This is a genomic window from Variovorax paradoxus EPS (assembly GCF_000184745.1).
Lineage (GTDB): Bacteria > Pseudomonadota > Gammaproteobacteria > Burkholderiales > Burkholderiaceae_C > Variovorax > Variovorax paradoxus_C.
The window spans coordinates 3,110,321-3,129,176 of sequence record NC_014931.1 but is presented as its reverse complement, the minus strand read 5'-3'; the positions used below and the strand labels follow the sequence as shown (position 1 = coordinate 3,129,176).

The window sequence follows — 18,856 nt, the reverse complement described above, 5'->3', positions numbered from 1 at the left end:
TCTTATGCTTCCGAGAATTCGTATCGGAAGTCGTCTTCCTGTGCCGACAGCCGCACGCCCGCGAGCTTGCGCGCGCCGACGGTGGCGCCGATGACCTCTTCGCTCAGCCGGGGGAGGATGGTGTGCGTGAGGATGGCGTCGATCATCCGGCCGCCCGACTCGATGGCCGTGCAGCGGCGCGCCACCAGTTCCACGGCGCTGTCGTCGTAGTGCATGGCGATGCCGTGGTTGGCGTCGAGCCGCGCCGCGATGCGGTCGAGCTGAAGGCGGATGATGCGATGCAACGCATCGGCCTGCAACGGGTAATAAGGCACTACAACCAGCCGCCCGAGCAGCGCCGGCGCAAACACCTTGAGCAGCGGTTCGCGCAGCGCCGCTGCAAGCGGTTCGGGGTCGGGGCGCAGGGTCGGGTCTTCGCACAACTGCATGACCAGGTCGGTGCCGACGTTGGAGGTCATGATGATCACGGTGTTGCGAAAGTCGATGTGGCGTCCTTCTCCGTCTTCCATCCAGCCCTTGTCGAACACCTGGAAAAAGATCTCGTGCACATCGGTGTGCGCCTTCTCGATCTCGTCGAGCAGCACCACGCTGTAGGGCCGGCGGCGCACGGCTTCGGTGAGCACGCCGCCTTCGCCATAGCCCACGTAGCCGGGCGGCGCGCCTTTGAGCGTGGAGACCGTGTGCGACTCCTGGAACTCGCTCATGTTGATGGTCACGAGGTTCTGCTCGCCGCCATACAACGCTTCCGAAAGCGCGAGCGCGGTCTCCGTCTTGCCGACGCCCGAGGGGCCGCACAGCAGGAAAACGCCGACGGGCTTGTTGGGGTTGTCCAGCCGCGCGCGCGCTGTGCGGATGCGCCGCGAGATGGTCTCCAGCGCATCGGGCTGGGCCACCACGCGGGCCGAGAGGATCTCGCCCAGGCGCAGCACGGACTGCGCATCGTCGCGCACCATGCGGCCGATGGGAATGCCGGTCCAGTCGGCCACGACGGTGGCGATGGCCTGCGCATCGACGGCGGCGAGGATCAGCGGCGATTCGCCCTGCAGCTGCACCAGCTTGTCCTGCGCTTCGTTGAGTTCGGCGCGAATGTCTTCAGGGGTGCGTTCGGGCTCCGCATCGACTTGCGGTGCTTCGCCGACCGGGTCGGCGTCCTCTTCGGTTTCAACTTCGACGTCGGCTTCGGCCTGCACCGGCACCGCCGCGGGCGACAACAGCTTGCGCAGCGCCACGATGCGCTCGACCAGCGCGCTCTCTTCCAGCCGCCGCTGCTCCAGCAGATCGAGTTCGGCTTGCGCGGCGGCCACCTGGGCCGCGATGTCCTCGACACGCTGGTGCTCTCCGACGCCGATCGCGGCTTCGCGCCCCGCGATGCCGGACTCGATGCCGAGCACCTCGATGCGCCGTTGCAGGTCTTCGAGCGCCGCCGGAAGCGCATGCTGGCTCAGTGCCACACGCGCGCACGCCGTGTCGAGCAGGCTCACGGCCTTGTCGGGCAACTGCCGCGCGGGAATGTAGCGGTGCGACAGGCTCACGGCCGCTTCAAGCGCCGCATCGAGGATCAGCACGCCGTGGTGCTTCTCCAGTTCCGCCGAAATGCCGCGCAGCATGATCACCGCCTTGGGCTCGGTGGGCTCATGCACCTGGATGGTCTGGAAACGCCGCGTGAGCGCCGGGTCTTTCTCGATGTACTTCTTGTACTCCGACCACGTCGTTGCGCCGATGGTGCGAAGCCGGCCGCGCGCGAGCGCGGGCTTGAGCAGGTTGGCCGCATCGCCGGTGCCGGCCGTGCCGCCCGCGCCGACCAGCGTGTGCACCTCGTCGACGAAGAGCACGATGGGCTTGGGGCTTTTCTCGACCTCGTCGATCACCTGGCGCAGCCGCTGCTCGAACTCGCCCTTCACGCCCGCGCCGGCCTGCAGCAGCGTGGGGTCGAGCACCCAGAGCGACACGTCCTTGAGCGAAGGCGGCACATCGCCCGAAGCCAGCCGCGAGGCCAGGCCTTCAACCACCGCCGTCTTCCCCACGCCGGCCTCGCCGGTGAGCAGCGGGTTGTTCTGCCGGCGGCGCATGAGGATGTCGATGATCTGGCGGATCTCCTCGTCGCGGCCGTAGACCGGATCGAGTTCGCCCGCACGCGCCTTGGCCGTGAGGTCGCTCGCGTACTTCGCGAGCGCAGAGCCGCCTGCCGGCGTTCCATCGCCCTGGTGTTGCATGGCCGGCGCACCGCCGCCCGCGCCCTCGTTCGGCGTGATGTCGTAGTCGTCTTCTGGCGAGCCTTCGGTCCACGCCTCGAGTTGGGCCACCAAAACGTCGGGCACGATCTTGTCGAACTCGCGCGAGATGCCCGAGAGGACCTGGCGCAACCCCGGCGTCTTGGTGATGCCGGCCAGAAGATACCCGCCGCGAATCGACGTGGCCTCGAAGCGCAGGCTCGCATACACCCACGCGCGTTCGACGGCGTTGTCCACGTGCTCGGAGATGTCGCTGATCGACGTCGCGCCATGCGGCAGGCGGTCGAGCGCGCGCACGAGGTCCTGCTCCACCGCATCGAGGTTGAGCCCCGCCCGCTTGACGATGCGCAGCATGTCGCTGTCCTGCAGCTGCAGGATCTGGTGCAGCCAGTGCACGAGTTCGACGTAGGCGTTGCCGCGCAGCTTGGCGAAGGCGGTGGCGGTCTCCAATGCCTTGTAGAGCATCGGGTTCAGCTTGGAAAAGAGAGAGACGCGGCGGATGTCGGTCATAGGGCCATGGAAGAAGCGGACTCGGCAGGCACTGCGGCCGCCGTTGTGTTGCGGGGATACAGCGCCTCGGGCTCGAACAGCATGTCTCCAGCGTCGGTGTCCGACAGGCGCGTGCCGACCCACGTGCCCCAGCCGAGGCGCTGGTCGCTGCCCAGCTGCATGCCGCGCGCCTCCTGCTTCCTGAGCACCAGCCGCAGCTCCCAGGCAAACTCGATGCCGACGTACTGCCGCACCCAGTCGACCACCTGCTGCAACCGGCGGCTGCCCGGCAGGAATTCGCGAAACTGCTGTTGCGAGAGCGGGCCGAGTTCGAGGCGAAATTTGCTCTGCGCATCGCGCACCGCCAGGCCGATGGTGGCTCCGCCGCCGAGCTGGTGGTTGCGCCCGAAGAGCCCGAGCCGGCTCACCTGGCGCTCGTCGATCATCACCCAGTCGCTCACGAATTCCTCGACGCGCACGGGCACGTCGAAGTACAGGCGCAGGATCTGGATCAGCCCCTCGGGGTTGCGCGTCTGGCGCACGAGATGGCCCGCCATGAAGGTGCGCGCATGGTCGGCAATGCGGTCGCGCTCCTTCAGGCCCGGCTGCCCCATGTTCATGAGGCTCGCCACGTAGTCGACGAAGCGGTGGCCGTCGGGGCGGTCCAGGCTGTTGACCGATTGCGCATCGGCCCAGGCCCGGTAGAACAGCAGGATGAGCCGGTGGTGGAACAGATCGGCGAATGCGCTGAGCGTGTGGTCGTTGTGGTGGCGCTTGCGTTCGCGCGCGTACTCGGTCAGGTGCAGCGGCAGCGGACCGTTGGGGCCGAACAGGCCGAAGCCGTAGATCGAGATGCGCGGCGGCCCGTCGCCATCGGCATCGACACCCGAGACGTTCGACGGCGCGAAGGCCATCGAGGGCTCCTGCCCGAGGCGCAGCGGTTCATCCGATGGGCGGGGTGCGCGGCCCAGCAGGGGATGGTCGCCGTGCGCATCGAGCCTGCGCAGCAGCATGAACAGGTCGTGCTCGAAGGGCTGCTCGACCAGGCCGGCCCACAGTGCGGGGTCGGCCAGCAGCGCATCGCGGCGGCCCGTCGCTGCAATTTCCGGCGTCTCCTGGCCCGCGGGTTCATCGAACGAATGCGCCTCGAACAGCTCCTCGCCCTCCACCTGCGCGGCCTGCGGCATGTCGTCGGAGAAGCCGGCTGTACTCATACGGCGGGGCGGCGTCCGACCCGTGGGGTCCAGCGCGCGATTTCGCCGCGCTGCAGGCTGGAGAGCGCGAACTCGGTAAAGGCATTGAGCGACACGTGGCGGCTGAAGAACTGCTCCAGCACCGCGCCGAAAAGATACGGGCTCGCGCCGGAAAACGCGACCTCGTCGATCTTGAGCGCCACCTCCACGCCGCGCCCGAAGACGATGGGCCCCGGCTCGGGCAAGCGGCGGAATACCGGCGCGAGCGCCATCGAGCGCACGCCCTGGATCTGGCGGCGCACCGCGGGATCGGCGAGGTTGCCGTAGAGGTCGAGCATCTCGCGCAGCGCGGCGGCGCCCTGCGCGGCATCGACGTCGGTCAGGCTCAGGTAGTTCAGGCCCAGGTGGCTGATGAGCCGCCAGGTGAGCGCGCCTTCGGCCAGCGCCGGGTACGGCCGCGACGGGCCGCGCAGGATGCGGATCGAGCGCACGGGCGCCGAGATGCGCAGCGTGAAGTCCGACTCGAGCCCCGTCGGAAGCAGCAGCGGCAGGTCGCGGTTGGTACACAGCGCATCGAGCGTGATGTGCCGCAGGCTGTGCGGAAACGGCGCGTCGTGCTGGTCGACCAGCGACACGTAGACCTCGCTGCCGGTGTAGCTGGTGCGTGTGCCCTGCGCGCGTGCGCGGTCCGACACCAGGCGCGGTTCGCGGCGCAGCGAGAAATACGCGCCGAAGTCGCCGTCGTCGGTCGCGAACGAGCCGAGGAAGGGGCGGAACTCGCGCTCCTCCGAGCCGTTGGTCATGTGGCCGGTGACGCGCTCGACGGTGAAGATCTCGAAGTCGCGCGGGCGCGTGCGGTCGATCACCGCGTGGTGCTCGTGCTGGCCCGGCCCGACCGGGATGCGGTCGCTGCGGCGCGGCACGAGGTTGATGATGGGCGTACAGAAGAGCGAGAAGTGCTTGGCGTCCACCAGCCGCTCCAGGTCGGCGTCGGCGCGGTCCAGCAGGATCACGATCTCCATCGTGCTGCCGCCGATGGCCGAGACCGCGGCGCGCAGGTTCTTCACGCTGAAGAACAGGTAGCGATCGGGAAACGCGAAGTACTCGTGCAGCAGCCGGTAGCCCTGGAACGAGCGCGCGTCGTAGGGCAGCAGCGCCTGGTCGGGGTCGAAGCCTTCGTGGCGGATGGCCTCGTCGCCCAGCGGCACGATGCGCGACGACCCGCCTTGGGCGCCCGGGCCGCTGCGGCACACGGCCCCCACGCTGCGGTGCGCCACCAGTTCGAGCACGCGCAGCGCATGCAACTCGGCGCCCGAGAGAAAGAATTCGAGCCGGTCGAGCGGCATCTCGGAGAACCTGGCGCCGCCCACCGCTTCGAGCTTGATGGTGATCGCGCTCTTGGCCTGGCGCGCCACCATCGGCATCGCATGCCCGATCTCCGCGGGCACGGGGCCGATGCCGGCCTCGGTGATCCTGATGGGCCACAGCGTGACCGGGTGGCCGGTGCGGAACTCGCAAGCCGTCTGCTCGCCCTTGATCATGCGGCCGCGCAGGACGGTGTGGCGCGGCAGTTCGTAGCCCGCCTTCAGCGAGCCTTCGTTGAGGTTGCCGTCGATCTGCACCACCGCCATCGCGGGCAGCGGCGCGAGGAAGTTGGGATACACCACCTCCAGGAGGCGCTGCGAGAAGCGCGGAAACTCCGCATCCATCTTGAGCTGGATACGCGCCGTGAGAAAGCTGAAGCCCTCGAGCAGGCGCTCCACGTACGGATCGCTGACCTCGATGCCGCGCATGCCCAGGCGGCCCGCGATCTTCGGGTAGCGCTGCGCGAACTCGGCCCCGAGCTCGTGCATGTAGGTGAGTTCGCGGTTGTAGTAGTCGAGCAGCCTTGCGTCCATTCAGAGGCCTCCCGTCGGCCGCAGGATCATGTGGCCGCTTTCGAGGTCGAGCTCCGAGCGCAGGATGAATTCGATCGGATAAGGCACCGACCACAGCGTGCCGCGAATCTCCAGCGCGAGCAGGTTGTGGTGTTCGAGGTCGGCCGCATCGGTCACGCAGCGCACGTCGATGCTGTCCTTCATGATGCGCGGCTCGAAGTCGATGATCGCGGCGCGGATGGCGGCCTCGACGTCGGCGAAGTCGACCTCCGACATGCGCCCGCCGGCCCAGCCGCGCACGCCGTAGTTCACGACCGAGCGCCGCGCGCGCGGCATGGCGTTGATGCCGTGCTCGGTGCCGAAGTTGGTGGTATTGAGCAGCCACTGCAGGTCGCGCAGCACCGAGTCGCGCAAGAGCCTGCCGCTCATGAGAAAACTGCCCGCGCGCTCCTGGCGGCTCTGCGGCTGCTTGTCGGTCAGGCGATCGAGCAGCACGGGCTGCAGGCGGTCGCGCGCAACGCTTTCCTGCGGATCGCCATCGGCGTCGATCGCCGCGGAACGGCTGGCGGGCAGCGTGGTGCTCACGGTGCGGCGCCCTCCGCGGTTGCTGCCGAATCGAATTCGACGAGACGCACATCGAGCAATGAATGGTCGCCGGCTTCGCTGATCAGCGTGCGCTGGCCGATGCCCGCGTACTGCTCTTCGCCGGCCAGCGGCAGCCAGTCGGTGCGGCGGCCCAGCGTGGTTTCGTCGTCGAGCGCATCGAGCTTGCCGGGATAGCGCACCGGCACCAGGCCGTTGAGCCCGCGGCCATCGCGCAGGACGATTTCGGCCGGCGCCCACAGCAGGTCGACCAGATGCTGCGGACGCTTGAACTTCAGGCGGCTCACCGCATGCAGCGGCAGCCACGCGTAGCCCGAAGGCGTGAGAAGTTCGAGCACGGCACCCATGCGCACGTCGCCATCGCAGAGCCAGGCGAATCCGATGGTCTCCGCAGGCTCGCCGTCGATGGCCTGCACGGCACGCGAATCGGACCGGTCGACAACGCTCAGCGTGCCTTGCGATGCGGGCGCATCCTGCCGCGCCGCTTCGCGCAATACAGCCGCTTCATCGGCCTGCTCGGGTGGCATTGCCGCGGCGGCGATCAAGCCGTCGACCCACGCGGCCTGGCCGGCAACAACGGACGGCGCGCGGCCGCCATTCCAGAACTCGGTGCGGTGGCGCTCGCCGGCCAGCGCCATCGCGCAGGTGGCACTCGCCGGCGCGAAAGAGGGATCGATCTTCGCCGCGAGCTTGAGCTGGTCTTCAGCCCGCTGCCACTCGCCGCGCAGCGCGAGGAAGTGGCACAGGGCAAGGCGCAGGCTGGCGTTCTGGGGGCTCGCGCGGATCTGCCGCTGTACCCATTCGGTGTGCTCGGCCACGGAGCGCTCGCCCAGCACTGCAAACCCATCGCCCATGAAGCTTCCTCATTGACTGACTCGCGCACAGGGCCGAGTCGTCCGGTGGTGATCGATCCTCGGCCGGAGGGCGGGCCTTCCTTGCATCGGCGCGCGAGTTGCTCGCGCGGCCTGCCCCCGGCATGACGGCAACAGGAAACTCAGGCTTCCTTGTTTTCCTTGAGGTTCCAGCCGAGCACCGTCTCGGCGCCCTTGCCGCCCTTGTCGGTCTGCTCCCAATACTGCTGCTTGACCTTGGCGGCCTGGAACGCGAACTGCACGAGCACCGCGTCGCCGCCCTGCTCCGCCGTGTACTGCACCGAGGTGACCAGCACTTCCTCGAGCGTGACGCGCGTGTATTCGATCTGCGTGCCGCCGGCCTTGCACAGCGACACCTCGACCTTGCTCAGGTGCTTGCCGCTCGCGCAGTTCTTCAGGATGGACGGGGCCGCCTTGTCGATGCGCGCGACCACCTGCAGGTCGTTGAAGCTGGCCTTGCCCACACCGCCGCCGCCGCCGCTGACCATGTTGCCAGGCTGCGTTGCACCCCATGCGAACGACTTGATATCGCTCCAATCCTTGTGGTTCGAGTCCTTGGATTCGCCGTTCGCGCCCTCAACGCGCATGAACATGTCTACTGCCATGATTAACCCCCAAAGTTATTTGCGCCCTCGTGGAGCACCGTTGATTTAGCTGCTGTCCTTCTTGTTGGACGGCAGCTTCGAAACCAGCCGCAAGGAAACCGTCAGCCCTTCGAGCTGATAGTGCGGCCGGAGAAAAAACTTGGCGGCGTAGTAGCCGGGGTTGTCCTCGATGGCTTCCACCTGGACCTCCGCCGCCGCCAGCGGCTTCATTGCCTTCGTGTCCTGCGACGATGTGCCTGGACTGCCATCGACGTAGTTCATGATCCAGTCGTTGAGCCAGCGCTCCATGTCCTCGCGCTCGCGAAACGATCCGATCTTGTCCCGCACGATGCACTTGAGGTAGTGCGCAAAGCGGCAGCACGCGAACAGGTACGGCAGGCGCGCCGCGAGGTTCGCGTTGGCCGTGGCGTCGGCGTCGTAGTACTGGGCCGGCTGCTGCAGCGACTGCGCGCCGATGAAGGCCGCGAAGTCAGAGTTCTTGCGGTGCACCAGCGGCATGAAGCCGTTCTTGGCAAGCTCGGCCTCTCGCCGGTCGCTGATGGCGATCTCGGTGGGGCACTTCATGTCCACGCCGCCGTCGTCGGTGGGGAAGGTGTGGGTGGGCAGGTTCTCCACCGCGCCGCCCGATTCCACGCCGCGGATCGAGGTGCACCAGCCGTACTGCTTGAACGAGCGATTGATGTTCACGCCCATTGCATAGGCCGAGTTGGCCCAGGTGTAGCGGGTGTGCGCGGCCGAATCGGTTTCTTCCTCGAACTCGAATTCATCGACCGGGTTGGTGCGCGCGCCGTACGGCAGGCGCGCCAGGAAGCGCGGCATGGCCAGGCCGATGTAGCGTGCGTCTTCCGATTCGCGCAGCGAGCGCCATGCGGTGTGCTCGGTGTTCTGGAAGATCTTGGTGAGGTCGCGCGGGTTCGACAGTTCCTGCCACGAGTCCATCTGCATCACCGTGGGCGACGCGCCCGCGATGAAGGGGCAGTGCGCGGCCGCGGCGATCTTGGCCATTTCGCCGAGCATCTCGACATCGGGCGGGCTGTGGTCGAAGTGGAAGTCGCCGATCAGCGCGCCGAAGGGCTCGCCGCCGAACTGGCCATATTCGGCTTCGTAGATCTTCTTGAAGAGCGGGCTCTGGTCCCAGCCGATGCCCTTGTGGCGCTTGAGCGAACGCGCCACTTCGCGCTTGGAGGCGCACATCACGCGGATCTTGAGTTGCTCGTCGGTCTCGGTGTTGTTCACCAGGTAGTGCAGGCCGCGCCATGCGCCCTCGAGCTGCTGGAAGTCCTCGTGGTGCAGGATCTGGTTGATCTGCTCGGTGAGCTTGCGGTCGATCTCGGTGATGATGCCCTGGACCGTGCGATAGGCATCGTTGGAGATGGTGACCGTGCTCTCCAGCGCCTGCACGGCGAGCGTCTTGACGGCGTTCTGCACCGCCTCGCGCGCTTGCTCGGTCTTGGGCTTGAACTCGCGCTGCAGGAGGTCGGAGAACTCGTTCGGCGCCAGTGCCTCGACCGTGGTGGCCTGTGCGCGCGCTGTCTGTTTCGGTGCGGTGCTCATGGTGGGAATCCTGTCGGCTTGCTGTGCGTTGCTCGGGCTTTGCGCTTACTCGGGAGAACCGCCGGGCGCGTGGCCCGCTTTCTCGTTCGCCGCTTCGACCGCCTTGGCGACAGCCGGGTTGGGCGCGGAAGCGAGCGACTTGAGCAGCGCCGGGTTCTGCAGGGCCTGCGCGATCAATTGCTCGGCACCGTTCTTGCCGTCCATGTACGAGAGCAGGTTCGACAGTTCGGTGCGTGCGGCGAGCAACTGCTGCAACGCGCCCACCTGGCCCGCGATGCGCGCGGGCGAGAAGTCGTCCATGGTGTCGAAGGTGATGTCGACATTCATCTGGCCTTCGCCCGTGAGCGTGTTGGGCACCTGGAACGCCACGCGCGGCTTGATCGCCTTCATGCGGTCGTCGAAGTTGTCGATGTCGACTTCCATGAAATCGCGCTCGGCCAGATCGGGCATCGGGTCCATCTGCTTGCCCGCGAGGTCGGCGATCACGCCCATCACGAAGGGCAGCTGGATCTTGCGTTCGCTGCCGTAGATCTCGACGTCGTACTCGATCTGCACACGCGGCGCCCGGTTCCGCGCGATGAACTTCTGACCACTGTTTCTGACACGGTTGTCTGCCATAAGCTTCCTCTTGAAACTGAATCCATGGGTCGGACCCGACTGTCTGTCCTGGCGGCGCAAGCCTTCGGCATCGACTGCGATGGCCGCCTATTCAGGCGCGGCACCGCCGTTCAACGGCCGTCCGGCAAGTCCCTCGATCTTCTGCAATCCCTCGGGCACAAGCTCTTCGATGATCTGGAAGAAGTTGAGGTCCATGAGTCTTTGCGCTCGCCGTATCAGCATGGGCGCAGGATGACTGGGCTCCGTGCGCTCCAGGTACTCGCAAGCCTTCTCCAACAGCACTCGCACATCATCACGGCTCGATATTTCAATCTCTTTAATACCGGGTGCGCGTAGGCCTGCGCCGCCACTTGCAGCCGCCGAGATCGTGGACTGCGCGCTCGAAACAGACTGCGCAGTCCCTTGTGGATTCATGTCGTTCTCCCCCGGAAGGCTCGGCGCCGGATCGGGCTGCGCCTGCTCGGGCAGCAGCTGGATCACGGTGCGAAGCGAGCGTTCGAGCCGGGAGAAATCAGGCGCCCAGCTTTGTCCCAGTGCGCGTTCGGAAGTCTCGCGAATGCGCTGCAGCAGCTCCAGCGCGGCGCGCAAGGCCACCACCGCGGGCGTTGCTTTCTCATGCGCGCGGCGCGCCGCTTCACGCAAGCGGCCGATGCCGCCGGGATAGTCGATCTGATCGGCCTTGCTCGAATCGAGCAGGGCCTCGACCTGCCGCAGGCTCACCGACGAACCACCATCGTCGAGCAGGCGTGCATCTCGCACGCTGCGTCCGAGCCCTTCGGTTTCCGCCAGTGCAGCCAACGCATTCATGCGCGGCAGCGGGTCTTCGAAGCCGTCGGCAATGACGCGCGGATGCACTTCGTCCCAGAACGTCTGCAGCACAAAGTCGACCAGCCGAAGGCCGTCGACGTAGCCGGGGAGGCCACGCGTCTCGGTCCATGCCAGGGTCAGCGGAACCAGCACCCGCAGGTCGCGCGTGCGTTCGCACAGCTGTCCGGCGATGCGTTCCACGCGGGCCCAGTCGGGCGGCTCTGCCGGAATGATCGTGGCTCCGAACTGTTGCTCCCGCTTGCCCGTCGTCGCTTGTTGCAACGCCATGAAATCGGGGTCGTACTCCAGATCCTCGCCGCAAGGAAGCGGGCCTTCGACAGGCGACTGCAACAAATCGATCTCACTCGGCAACAACCGGTCCCCCCTTGTGATTAACCATCGTCAACACTTGTTATCTTGAGGGGAACAGAAGGCATGGTCAACCGCAACTGAATGCAACTCGGCGTGATGAATTCCAAAGAATTACAACCTCTTTTCGACTTCACACAGAAGACCTACAACGACCGCACACGAATGCGCAAGGCCGAGTTCCAGGAAGCCGCGCGTGACCTCGATGCGGCGTTGCCGCAAGCTGTTCGCGCGTTGGATTTCCAGACGGCGCAGCACGCCCACGTCATGCATATGACATAACGAATTTCTAGACTGCCTCCGAAGGCTTGCAACCGCAACAAGCTCCAAGGGTCAGGGAAATTCCGAATGACGCGTACCGTTCAGGTCCACACCGCACTCGGTGCAGAGCACCTCAAATTCCGCGCCATGCGTGGGCACGAAGGCCTCTCGCGACTGTTCGAGTTCGAGGTGGACATGGTCAGCACGAGCTTCAGCCTCGACCTGAAGACGCTGCTGGGCACATCGCTCACCATCGAGCTGCAGGACGGCGGCGCACCGCGTTTTCTCAACGGCACCGTGGTGCGCTTCGAACTCGTGGGCCGCGCCAACGAAACCGGCCGCCACTACATCTACCGCGCGCTGGTGCAGCCCTGGCTCTGGTACCTCACGCGCACCACCGACTGCCGCATCTTCCAGAACAAGAGCGTGCCCGAGGTACTCGACGATGTGCTGGGCAAGTACGGCTTTCAGTTCGAGAAGCGCCTGACGGGCAACTACCGCCCGTGGGAATATTGCGTGCAGTATCAGGAGAGCGACTTCGCCTTCGTGAGCCGCCTCATGGAGCACGAAGGCATCGCCTATCACTTCGAGCACAGCAACGGCGCGCACCTTCTGGTGCTGGCCGATGACACCGGCGGCTACGCCAGGCTGGCGGGTTACGCGACCATTCCCTACCGTCCGCGCGACCGCGTGGTCAACGCGATGGAGCCGTGCATCGACCGGTGGCGCATCTCCGAGCAGATCACCTCGGGCCGCGTGATGCTCGACGACTTCGATTTCAAGAAGTCGCGCGCCTCGCTGCAAAGCGTGCAGCAAGACCCGAAGGGCCACGAGCATTCGACCTACGAAGTCTACGAATGGCTCGGCGGCTACAGCGAGCACGGGCAAGGCGATGCTTACGCCAAGGTCCGTCTGCAGGAGTTGCAGTGCGCGCACGAACTGGCTTCGGGACACACCAACGTCCTGGGCATGGCACCGGGTTACCTGTTCCAGATGACGCACTGCCCGCGCGAGTCCGACAACCGCGAGTACCTGGTCACCGAGACTCGCTACGACCTGCAGGAGCCCGAGTATTCGAGCGGCGGCAGCGCGGAATCGGTGTGCGAATTCGACTTCACCGTGCTGCCCTCCACTGTTGCCTACCGCCCCGCGCGCAAGACGCCCAAGCCGCGCACCAACGGCCCGCAGACCGCCACCGTCGTCGGACCCGAGGAGATCTGGACCGACCGCTTCGGCCGCGTGAAGCTGCAGTTCCGCTGGGACCGCTATGGCCAGTCCGACGAGAACAGCTCCTGCTGGGTGCGCGTGTCGAGCAACTGGGCCGGCGCCAACTACGGCACCATGCACATGCCGCGCGTGGGCCAGGAAGTGATCGTCGATTTCATCGGTGGCGAACCCGATCGCCCCATCATCACCGGCCGCGTCTACAACAGCGACCAGATGCCGCCCTGGGAGCTGCCCGCCAACGCCACGGCCAGCGGCATCCTCACGCGCTCGAGCACCGGCGGCGCGGCCAACCAGGCCAACATGCTGCGCTTCGAAGACCGCACGGGCGCCGAACAGATCCTGCTGCACGCCGAGCGCAACCTCGACGTGGAGGTCGAGGCCGACGAGACCCACACCACCGGCGGCACCCGCACCACCCTGATCAAGGGCCATGAGTCGGCCACCTACCAGAGCGGCGAGACGCGCGACATCACCGCGGGTGCGAAGGAAACCATCACCGGCGGCGACACCCGCGACGTGGCGGGAGGCTTCGGCGAGACCATCAGCGGCGGCGTGAACCAGACGATCTCCGGCGGCAAGACGCGCATGCTCAGCGGCGGGCTGAACGACACCATCACCGGCGGCGTCCGGCTCGCCATCACCGGGGGCTTCAACGGCACCATCGACGGACAGGAAATCCGCTTCGTGAGCGCGGGCCGCAACGACACGATCAACACCTCGAACACGGTGCTGGTCAACGGCCCCTCGACCACCACGGTCACCGGCCCGACGGTGCACACCTCGCCGGACGTGACCTTCAACACCACCAACCACATCCACAACACGACGCAGCACGTCATCAACACGACGACCTACAACACGACGTCGACCACCTACAACAACCTGACGGTCAACTACACCAACAACTCCGCCACCTACATCAACAACTACGCCAAGAGCAGCGACTGGCGGCTGTTCCGCGCGGGCGGGGTGGGCCTTCGCATCAGCCTGGTGGGCATGTCGTTCGACGTGTGGGGCGCGCGCCTGCAGTACTACGCCGGGCTCAATGCGCAGATCGCGACCGTGAAGATCGACACGGCCGTCTTCTCGCTGAAGAACAAGCCGCTCGAAGTCAGCGCCAAGGGCCTGGCCATTGCGAACAAGGGCATGCTCATCGCCACCGGCGGCCTGGCCGCGAAGTTCAAGGTGCTCACCCTTGTGGTTTGAAATGCTGCTCTGGATCGTCTTCGCCGTCGTGATGAGCGCGGTGATCGTGACCGCCGTGTCGGTGGCGATCGTCGCCTCGCGCGAGAACCGCATCTATTCGGCCGAAGAGAAGACCTGGAAGCGCCTGGCACAGCACGGCGTTCCGGCGGAGGCCATCGTCGAATCGGTCAAGCGCTCGGCGCACGAACTCACGCGCGGCGGCTCGCAGGGGCAGACGGTGCTGGCGGTCGAGATGTCGCTGAAGGTGTTCGACGGAGCGGGCGGCTCGAACCCGGCCGTCGTGCGCACGCTGGTCGACGAAGCCCTGCTGCCGCAGTTCTGCATTGCGGGCACGCGGGTGCACCTGCTGCGCGACCCTCACGATGCGTCCAGCCTGGCCATCGACCGCACCCGCACGCCGCTCGAAATCGCGCGCGCCGCGGGTTGATGCAAGCCTCGCCGTGAAGACCGTCAAACCCCTGCGGCTGAGCATCATCACGCGCCCTTTCCTGCGCGCCGGCCACCAGCGGCTTGGCGTGACTTGCATGGGCATGGTCGCCATGGACGAAACACCCGTGCTGCTGCCCGAGCCCGAGTTCTGGAAGGCGGTCTCCAATGAACTGGGTCCCACGGGGGTGCTCGATCTCGGCATGCCCAAGGCATGCGCCGAATTCCTTGCGACGGGCCATGCGTACACGCATCATCAAAAGGAAAAGACCGCCTGCGCCGTCGCGCTGAACGTCGGCGCGCTGAGCCGGCAGCTCGTGGTGTTCGGCGACCGCTTCTGGCTCGATGGCCGGGCGACCGCGCCGCAGCCCTTCGAATCGATGCGCCTGGACTGGACCCGCGCCTTCGGCGGCCCCGCCTTCGCCGACAACCCGCTGGGCATCGGCCATGCGCCCGAACTGATGAACGACCTGCTGGTGCAGCGCCTGCCCAATGTCGAGCATCCGCAGCGCCGCATCGACCTGCCCTCGCGGCAGCCGGAGCCCGCGTGCTTCGGCGCGATGGACGTGAGCTGGCCCAGCCGCATGCGCCTGATCGGCAAGCACTACGACGCGCACTGGCGCGACAACCTCTTCCCCGGTTTTTCGGAGGACATGGACTGGCGCCTCTTCAACGCCGCATCGCCCGAGCAGCGCTGGCCGGACCACGACCGCATTCCGGGCGGCACGCCCTACGAGGTGTGGAACATGCACCCCACCCTGTCGGTACAGCGCGGCCGCTTGCCTGACTGGCGCGCGCGCGCCTTCATCGCACGCAAGGGCGCCTCGGGTCAGGCCGAGCCCGAGCGCTTCGAAGAGGTAGCGCTGCGGCTCACCACGGCGTGGTTCTTTCCGCACCTGGCGCAGGTCGCGCTGATCTGGCATGGCGAAACCGCCATCGCCGAGGACGACGCGGCCGACATCACGCACGTGATGCCGGCGATCGAGTCCGCCGCCGAAACCGCGCGGCCACTCGAACACTACTTCGCGATCCTGCAGCGCCGCTGCGATCCCGAGACCGGCGGCCTCTACATGTTCCGCGACGACGAGTTGCTGCCCGCCGAAGCCATCGGCCTGTGGGTCGACCAGATGGAGGAGGAAGAGTCCGTGCTCGTGCGCAACATGCGCGAGCGCGGAGACGCACTGCGGCAAGACCTCACGCAGCAGGCGCTCGACCTCGGCCACAAGCCACGCCACTTCAAGGAGCGCGCATCGCCCGAGCCCTTCACGAAGATGCCGACGCTGAACGAGCTGCCCGAGTTCATGCAGCGCACCAAGGTCTACGAGCGCGAACAGGAACAGAAACTCGACGCCGCGCGTCGCGAACTCGCGCAGATGGCCGAGGCCAATGCGGTGGAATCGCGCAAGGTGGGTTTCGACAGCCGCGCGCTCGTGGCCGATGCGAACGGCGGCCAGGCCAAAGGTCCGCCCACGTTCGATGCCAGGGCGCTGATGCAGGGCATGCGGGGCATCGCCCCGGCCACGCGCACCGCGCCCATGTCACCGGCCCAGGAGGCTGATCTTGCGAAGACCGCCGAGAGCGGCCGTCGCGGCCTGATCGACATGTACCGGCTCGGTGCGCAGCACCAGTCCGCGGCCGATGCCATGACCGTCGAACGCGCCGGTGAAGCACGGGCACGCGTACAGGCGCTCATGTCCACCACCCGCGATCTCTCCGGCATGGACCTGACAGGCGCCGACCTTTCGCACATGGACCTGCGCAGCGCCCGCCTGCACCGCACGCTGCTCGAGAGTGCGGACCTGTGCGGCGCACGGCTCGACGATGCCGACGCCACCGAAGCCGTGCTGGTCCGCGCGCGGCTGGCAGGTGCGTCGCTCGCCGGCTGCGTGCTGCGCGGCGCCAACCTGAGCCTTGCGCATTGCGCGCACACCTCGTTCGCGCGCGCGCATTTCGATGAAACGACGATCGAGAAAACCCGCTTCGACGACTGCGACTTCTCGGATGCGCGCCTGTCGCAACTGAACCTCTTCGGCATGCACTTCCAGAACTGCCGCTTCGATCGCGCGCACTTCGACTACGTGACGCTGCTCGAGCAGAGCCGGCTGATCGACTGCAGCTTTCGCGCGGCGCGCCTGCACAAGTTCGGCCTGATCTCCTCCGTGGTCGAGCGCCTGGATTTTTCGCAGGCGCATCTCGAGGCCTGCGCCTGGGTTCACACTGCCGGCGATCACGGCATCACCTTCGCCGCGGCCACGCTCAAGACCACCTGCTTCGTCGGCACCAGCAGCCTGCGCACCGTCGACTTCCAGGATGCAACGCTCCTGCAGTGCAGCCTGCGCGACATGGTGCTCGACGGTGCGCGCCTGACCCGCGCCACGCTGGACACCTGCGACCTCTCGGGCTGCAGCCTCGTGGGCGCGGACCTGAGCCTTGTCGATGCGCCGGAGAGCCTGTTCATCCGCGCCGACCTGACCCATGCGTCGCTGCGCGGCGCCAACCTCATGAACGCAAGCCTCCAGAAAGCGACGCTCGCCGGCGTCGACCTGCGCGACGCCAATCTCTTTCGCGCCGACGTGTCGCAAGCGCTGATCGACACCGTCACCGAAACCCGCGGCGCCTACATCGAACAGGCCAAGACCGTCCCGCGGCGTGCGGCGGAACCGGCGCGATGACGCCGGATGCGTTGGCACAGAAGGTTCGCGGCGGCGAGTTCATCAAGGGCCAGGATTTCAAGGGCATGCGCCTCGATCACCTCGACCTGCGCGGCGGCACCTTCGGCGAATGCGATTTCTCGCAGGCGAGCTTCGAAGGCACGCAACTGGCCGAGTCGATGTTCGACACCTGCCGCTTCGACGGTGCGCGGCTCGACGCAGCAGACCTGCAGCGTGCGGCCTTCCACAAGTGCAGCCTCTCGCAGGCAAGCCTGCGGGGCGCGACGATGACGCGCGTGGCCTTCAGCGAATCGACCTTGCAGGGCGCCGACTTCGCGACGGCACGCCTGGACCTCGCGGCCTTCCACAAGAGCACGCTGGATGCGGCGCGCTTCGACCGCGCCGACCTCACCAAGACCGTGTTCGGCGAATCGACGCTCGACGCGGCGCACTTCGACGGCGTGCGGCTCGACACCACCGTCTACTACCGCGCCGGGCTGCGCGGCGCGAGCTTCAAGGCCGCGAGCTTTCACAACGTGATCTTCAGCGAGGCCGACCTGGCAGCGCAGGACTTCTCGGCGCAGCAGTTCCACCTCTGCCAGTTCATCGACGCGGACCTCGCGGGCTGCAACTTCAAGGGCGCGCGGCTCACGCAATGCAACTTCAAGGGCGCGAAGCTGGAACGCGCGGTGCTCGCGGGCGTGCATGCGCCCCAATGCCTTTTTCCGGAGGCGGACCTGCGCGGCGCCGACTGCCGCGGCGGGCACTTCGCGCAGAGCATCTGGGTCGATGCGCTGCTGGCCGAGGCGGACCTCTCGGACGCACAGCTCGGGCAATGCGTGTTCCACCGCGCGCGCTGCCACCGCGCTTCGTTCGCGCGCAGCCAGCTGGTCTACGCGGACTTCTCCTATGCCGACCTGCGCGGTGCCGACATGCGCGGCGCCACCTTCCAGCGCACGCAATTGCACCGTGCCGTCGAAGACGGCACGCGCTGGAGCGACCGCCTCGGCGTGCTCGACAGCGATCCCGCGCTGTTCGAGGCCGAGCGCTTCTCGGCCGCCCGCGCGAGCCGTCCGCGACGTGCCGGCCGCGACACCTTCGGGCGGCCCTTGCCGCCCGACCCGAAAGACACCGCCCCATGACTCATCGCGCCATTCGCGAATCCGCCCGGGCCGTCGTCGGCGTTGCAGCCGGCGACGACACGCCCTCTCCCGACATGCAGGCGCTGCTGCGCAAGCCGCTGCCCTCCTCCGCGACAGCCGTCTCGCCATGGACGGGCAGCGCGCTCGGCACGGTGGTTCAAGCGCTGGCCGGCGGCGGCGGCTTTCTTGTCGCACCGCAGGACGGCGGCGAACGCTGGCACTGTCCTCGCGCCGCAAGCTGCCTGCTGCAGCCCAGCCCGGGCGACACCGTGCTGGTGGCCGGCCCGCACCGCGACCAGCTCTACCTGATCGCGGTCGTCACGCAGGCGGATGCGAGCCAGTCGCGCATCGTCACCGACGGCGACCTCACCATCAGCTCGCGCCAGGGGCGCATCGCACTGGATGCGCCCACGCTGACGCTGCAGGCGCAGAAGGCGCGTCTGGACATCGCAGACATGGACTACCGCGGCGCCGAAGTGCGCGTGACCACGCTGGTCGCGCGCTTCGTGGGCCGCACGCTGGAGACCGTGCTCGACCGGCTGAGCGTGCTCACGCGTTCGAGCTTTCGCCTGACCGAGGAGGTCGAGCAGGTGCGCGCGGGCCAGATCGACATGCAGGCAAGCGAAACACTGCGCCTGCATGCGAAGAACACCTTGGTAACCAGCAAGGCGCTGGTCAAGGTCGATGCCGAACAGATCCACATGGGCTGACCCCTGCCTCCGCCC

Annotated in this window: 15 protein-coding genes; 6 read left to right on the top strand and 9 right to left on the bottom strand. The window is 67.1% G+C overall.

Features of this window, described 5'->3' with window-relative positions; translation table 11 throughout:
• Window positions 1-2: 2 nt before the first annotated feature.
• The 9 genes from tssH to tssA all read right to left on the bottom strand — a co-directional run bounded on the left by tssH (window position 3) and on the right by tssA (window position 11,224).
• On the bottom strand, window positions 3-2,741 hold the full coding sequence (gene tssH, locus VARPA_RS14505) for a type VI secretion system ATPase TssH (RefSeq protein ID WP_013541325.1): 2,739 nt from the start codon (window positions 2,739-2,741) through the stop codon (window positions 3-5).
• Window positions 2,738-3,934, bottom strand: coding sequence for a type VI secretion system baseplate subunit TssG (gene tssG, locus VARPA_RS14500; protein WP_013541324.1), 1,197 nt, complete (start codon window positions 3,932-3,934; stop codon window positions 2,738-2,740). The genes tssH and tssG overlap by 4 nt, the downstream gene beginning before the upstream one ends.
• On the bottom strand, window positions 3,931-5,811 hold the full coding sequence (tssF, locus tag VARPA_RS14495; RefSeq protein ID WP_013541323.1) for a type VI secretion system baseplate subunit TssF: 1,881 nt from the start codon (window positions 5,809-5,811) through the stop codon (window positions 3,931-3,933). Before tssF ends, tssG begins: the two co-directional genes overlap by 4 nt.
• The gene (gene tssE / locus VARPA_RS14490) at window positions 5,812-6,339 is read right to left on the bottom strand and encodes a type VI secretion system baseplate subunit TssE (protein ID WP_041943592.1); all 528 of its coding nucleotides are present in this window, start codon (window positions 6,337-6,339) and stop codon (window positions 5,812-5,814) included. It lies immediately after the preceding gene.
• A 32-nt stretch (window positions 6,340-6,371) separates the two neighbouring features.
• On the bottom strand, window positions 6,372-7,247 hold the full coding sequence (locus VARPA_RS14485; RefSeq protein ID WP_013541321.1) for a type VI secretion system accessory protein TagJ: 876 nt from the start codon (window positions 7,245-7,247) through the stop codon (window positions 6,372-6,374).
• A gap of 140 nt (window positions 7,248-7,387) precedes the next feature.
• Window positions 7,388-7,870 (bottom strand): Hcp family type VI secretion system effector, encoded by a 483-nt coding sequence (locus VARPA_RS14480; protein ID WP_013541320.1) that lies wholly within the window; start codon window positions 7,868-7,870, stop codon window positions 7,388-7,390.
• 45 nt (window positions 7,871-7,915) lie between these two features.
• Window positions 7,916-9,424, bottom strand: coding sequence for a type VI secretion system contractile sheath large subunit (tssC, locus tag VARPA_RS14475; RefSeq protein ID WP_013541319.1), 1,509 nt, complete (start codon window positions 9,422-9,424; stop codon window positions 7,916-7,918).
• 45 nt (window positions 9,425-9,469) lie between these two features.
• Window positions 9,470-10,042, bottom strand: a complete 573-nt coding sequence (gene tssB / locus VARPA_RS14470; RefSeq protein ID WP_013541318.1) for a type VI secretion system contractile sheath small subunit — start codon at window positions 10,040-10,042, stop codon at window positions 9,470-9,472.
• 87 nt (window positions 10,043-10,129) lie between these two features.
• Entirely contained in the window at window positions 10,130-11,224 is a 1,095-nt protein-coding gene (gene tssA / locus VARPA_RS14465) for a type VI secretion system protein TssA (RefSeq protein WP_041942903.1), read from the bottom strand.
• Window positions 11,225-11,302: 78 nt separating this feature from the next.
• Here tssA and VARPA_RS14460 point away from each other — a divergent pair, with 78 nt between their 5' ends.
• The 6 genes from VARPA_RS14460 to VARPA_RS14435 all read left to right on the top strand — a co-directional run bounded on the left by VARPA_RS14460 (window position 11,303) and on the right by VARPA_RS14435 (window position 18,841).
• Window positions 11,303-11,500, top strand: a complete 198-nt coding sequence (locus VARPA_RS14460; protein ID WP_013541316.1) for a hypothetical protein — start codon at window positions 11,303-11,305, stop codon at window positions 11,498-11,500.
• Window positions 11,501-11,566: 66 nt separating this feature from the next.
• Window positions 11,567-13,912, top strand: coding sequence for a type VI secretion system Vgr family protein (locus VARPA_RS14455; protein WP_013541315.1), 2,346 nt, complete (start codon window positions 11,567-11,569; stop codon window positions 13,910-13,912).
• 1 nt (window position 13,913) lies between these two features.
• On the top strand, window positions 13,914-14,339 hold the full coding sequence (locus VARPA_RS14450) for a hypothetical protein (RefSeq protein ID WP_013541314.1): 426 nt from the start codon (window positions 13,914-13,916) through the stop codon (window positions 14,337-14,339).
• A gap of 13 nt (window positions 14,340-14,352) precedes the next feature.
• Complete coding sequence (locus tag VARPA_RS14445; RefSeq protein ID WP_013541313.1) at window positions 14,353-17,010, top strand: DUF2169 family type VI secretion system accessory protein; 2,658 nt, start codon at window positions 14,353-14,355, stop codon at window positions 17,008-17,010.
• On the top strand, window positions 17,007-18,131 hold the full coding sequence (locus tag VARPA_RS14440; RefSeq protein WP_013541312.1) for a pentapeptide repeat-containing protein: 1,125 nt from the start codon (window positions 17,007-17,009) through the stop codon (window positions 18,129-18,131). The genes VARPA_RS14445 and VARPA_RS14440 overlap by 4 nt, the downstream gene beginning before the upstream one ends.
• A complete protein-coding gene (locus VARPA_RS14435) occupies window positions 18,128-18,841 on the top strand; it encodes a DUF3540 domain-containing protein (RefSeq protein WP_013541311.1) in 714 nt (237 codons plus the stop codon). The genes VARPA_RS14440 and VARPA_RS14435 overlap by 4 nt, the downstream gene beginning before the upstream one ends.
• Window positions 18,842-18,856 lie beyond the last annotated feature (15 nt).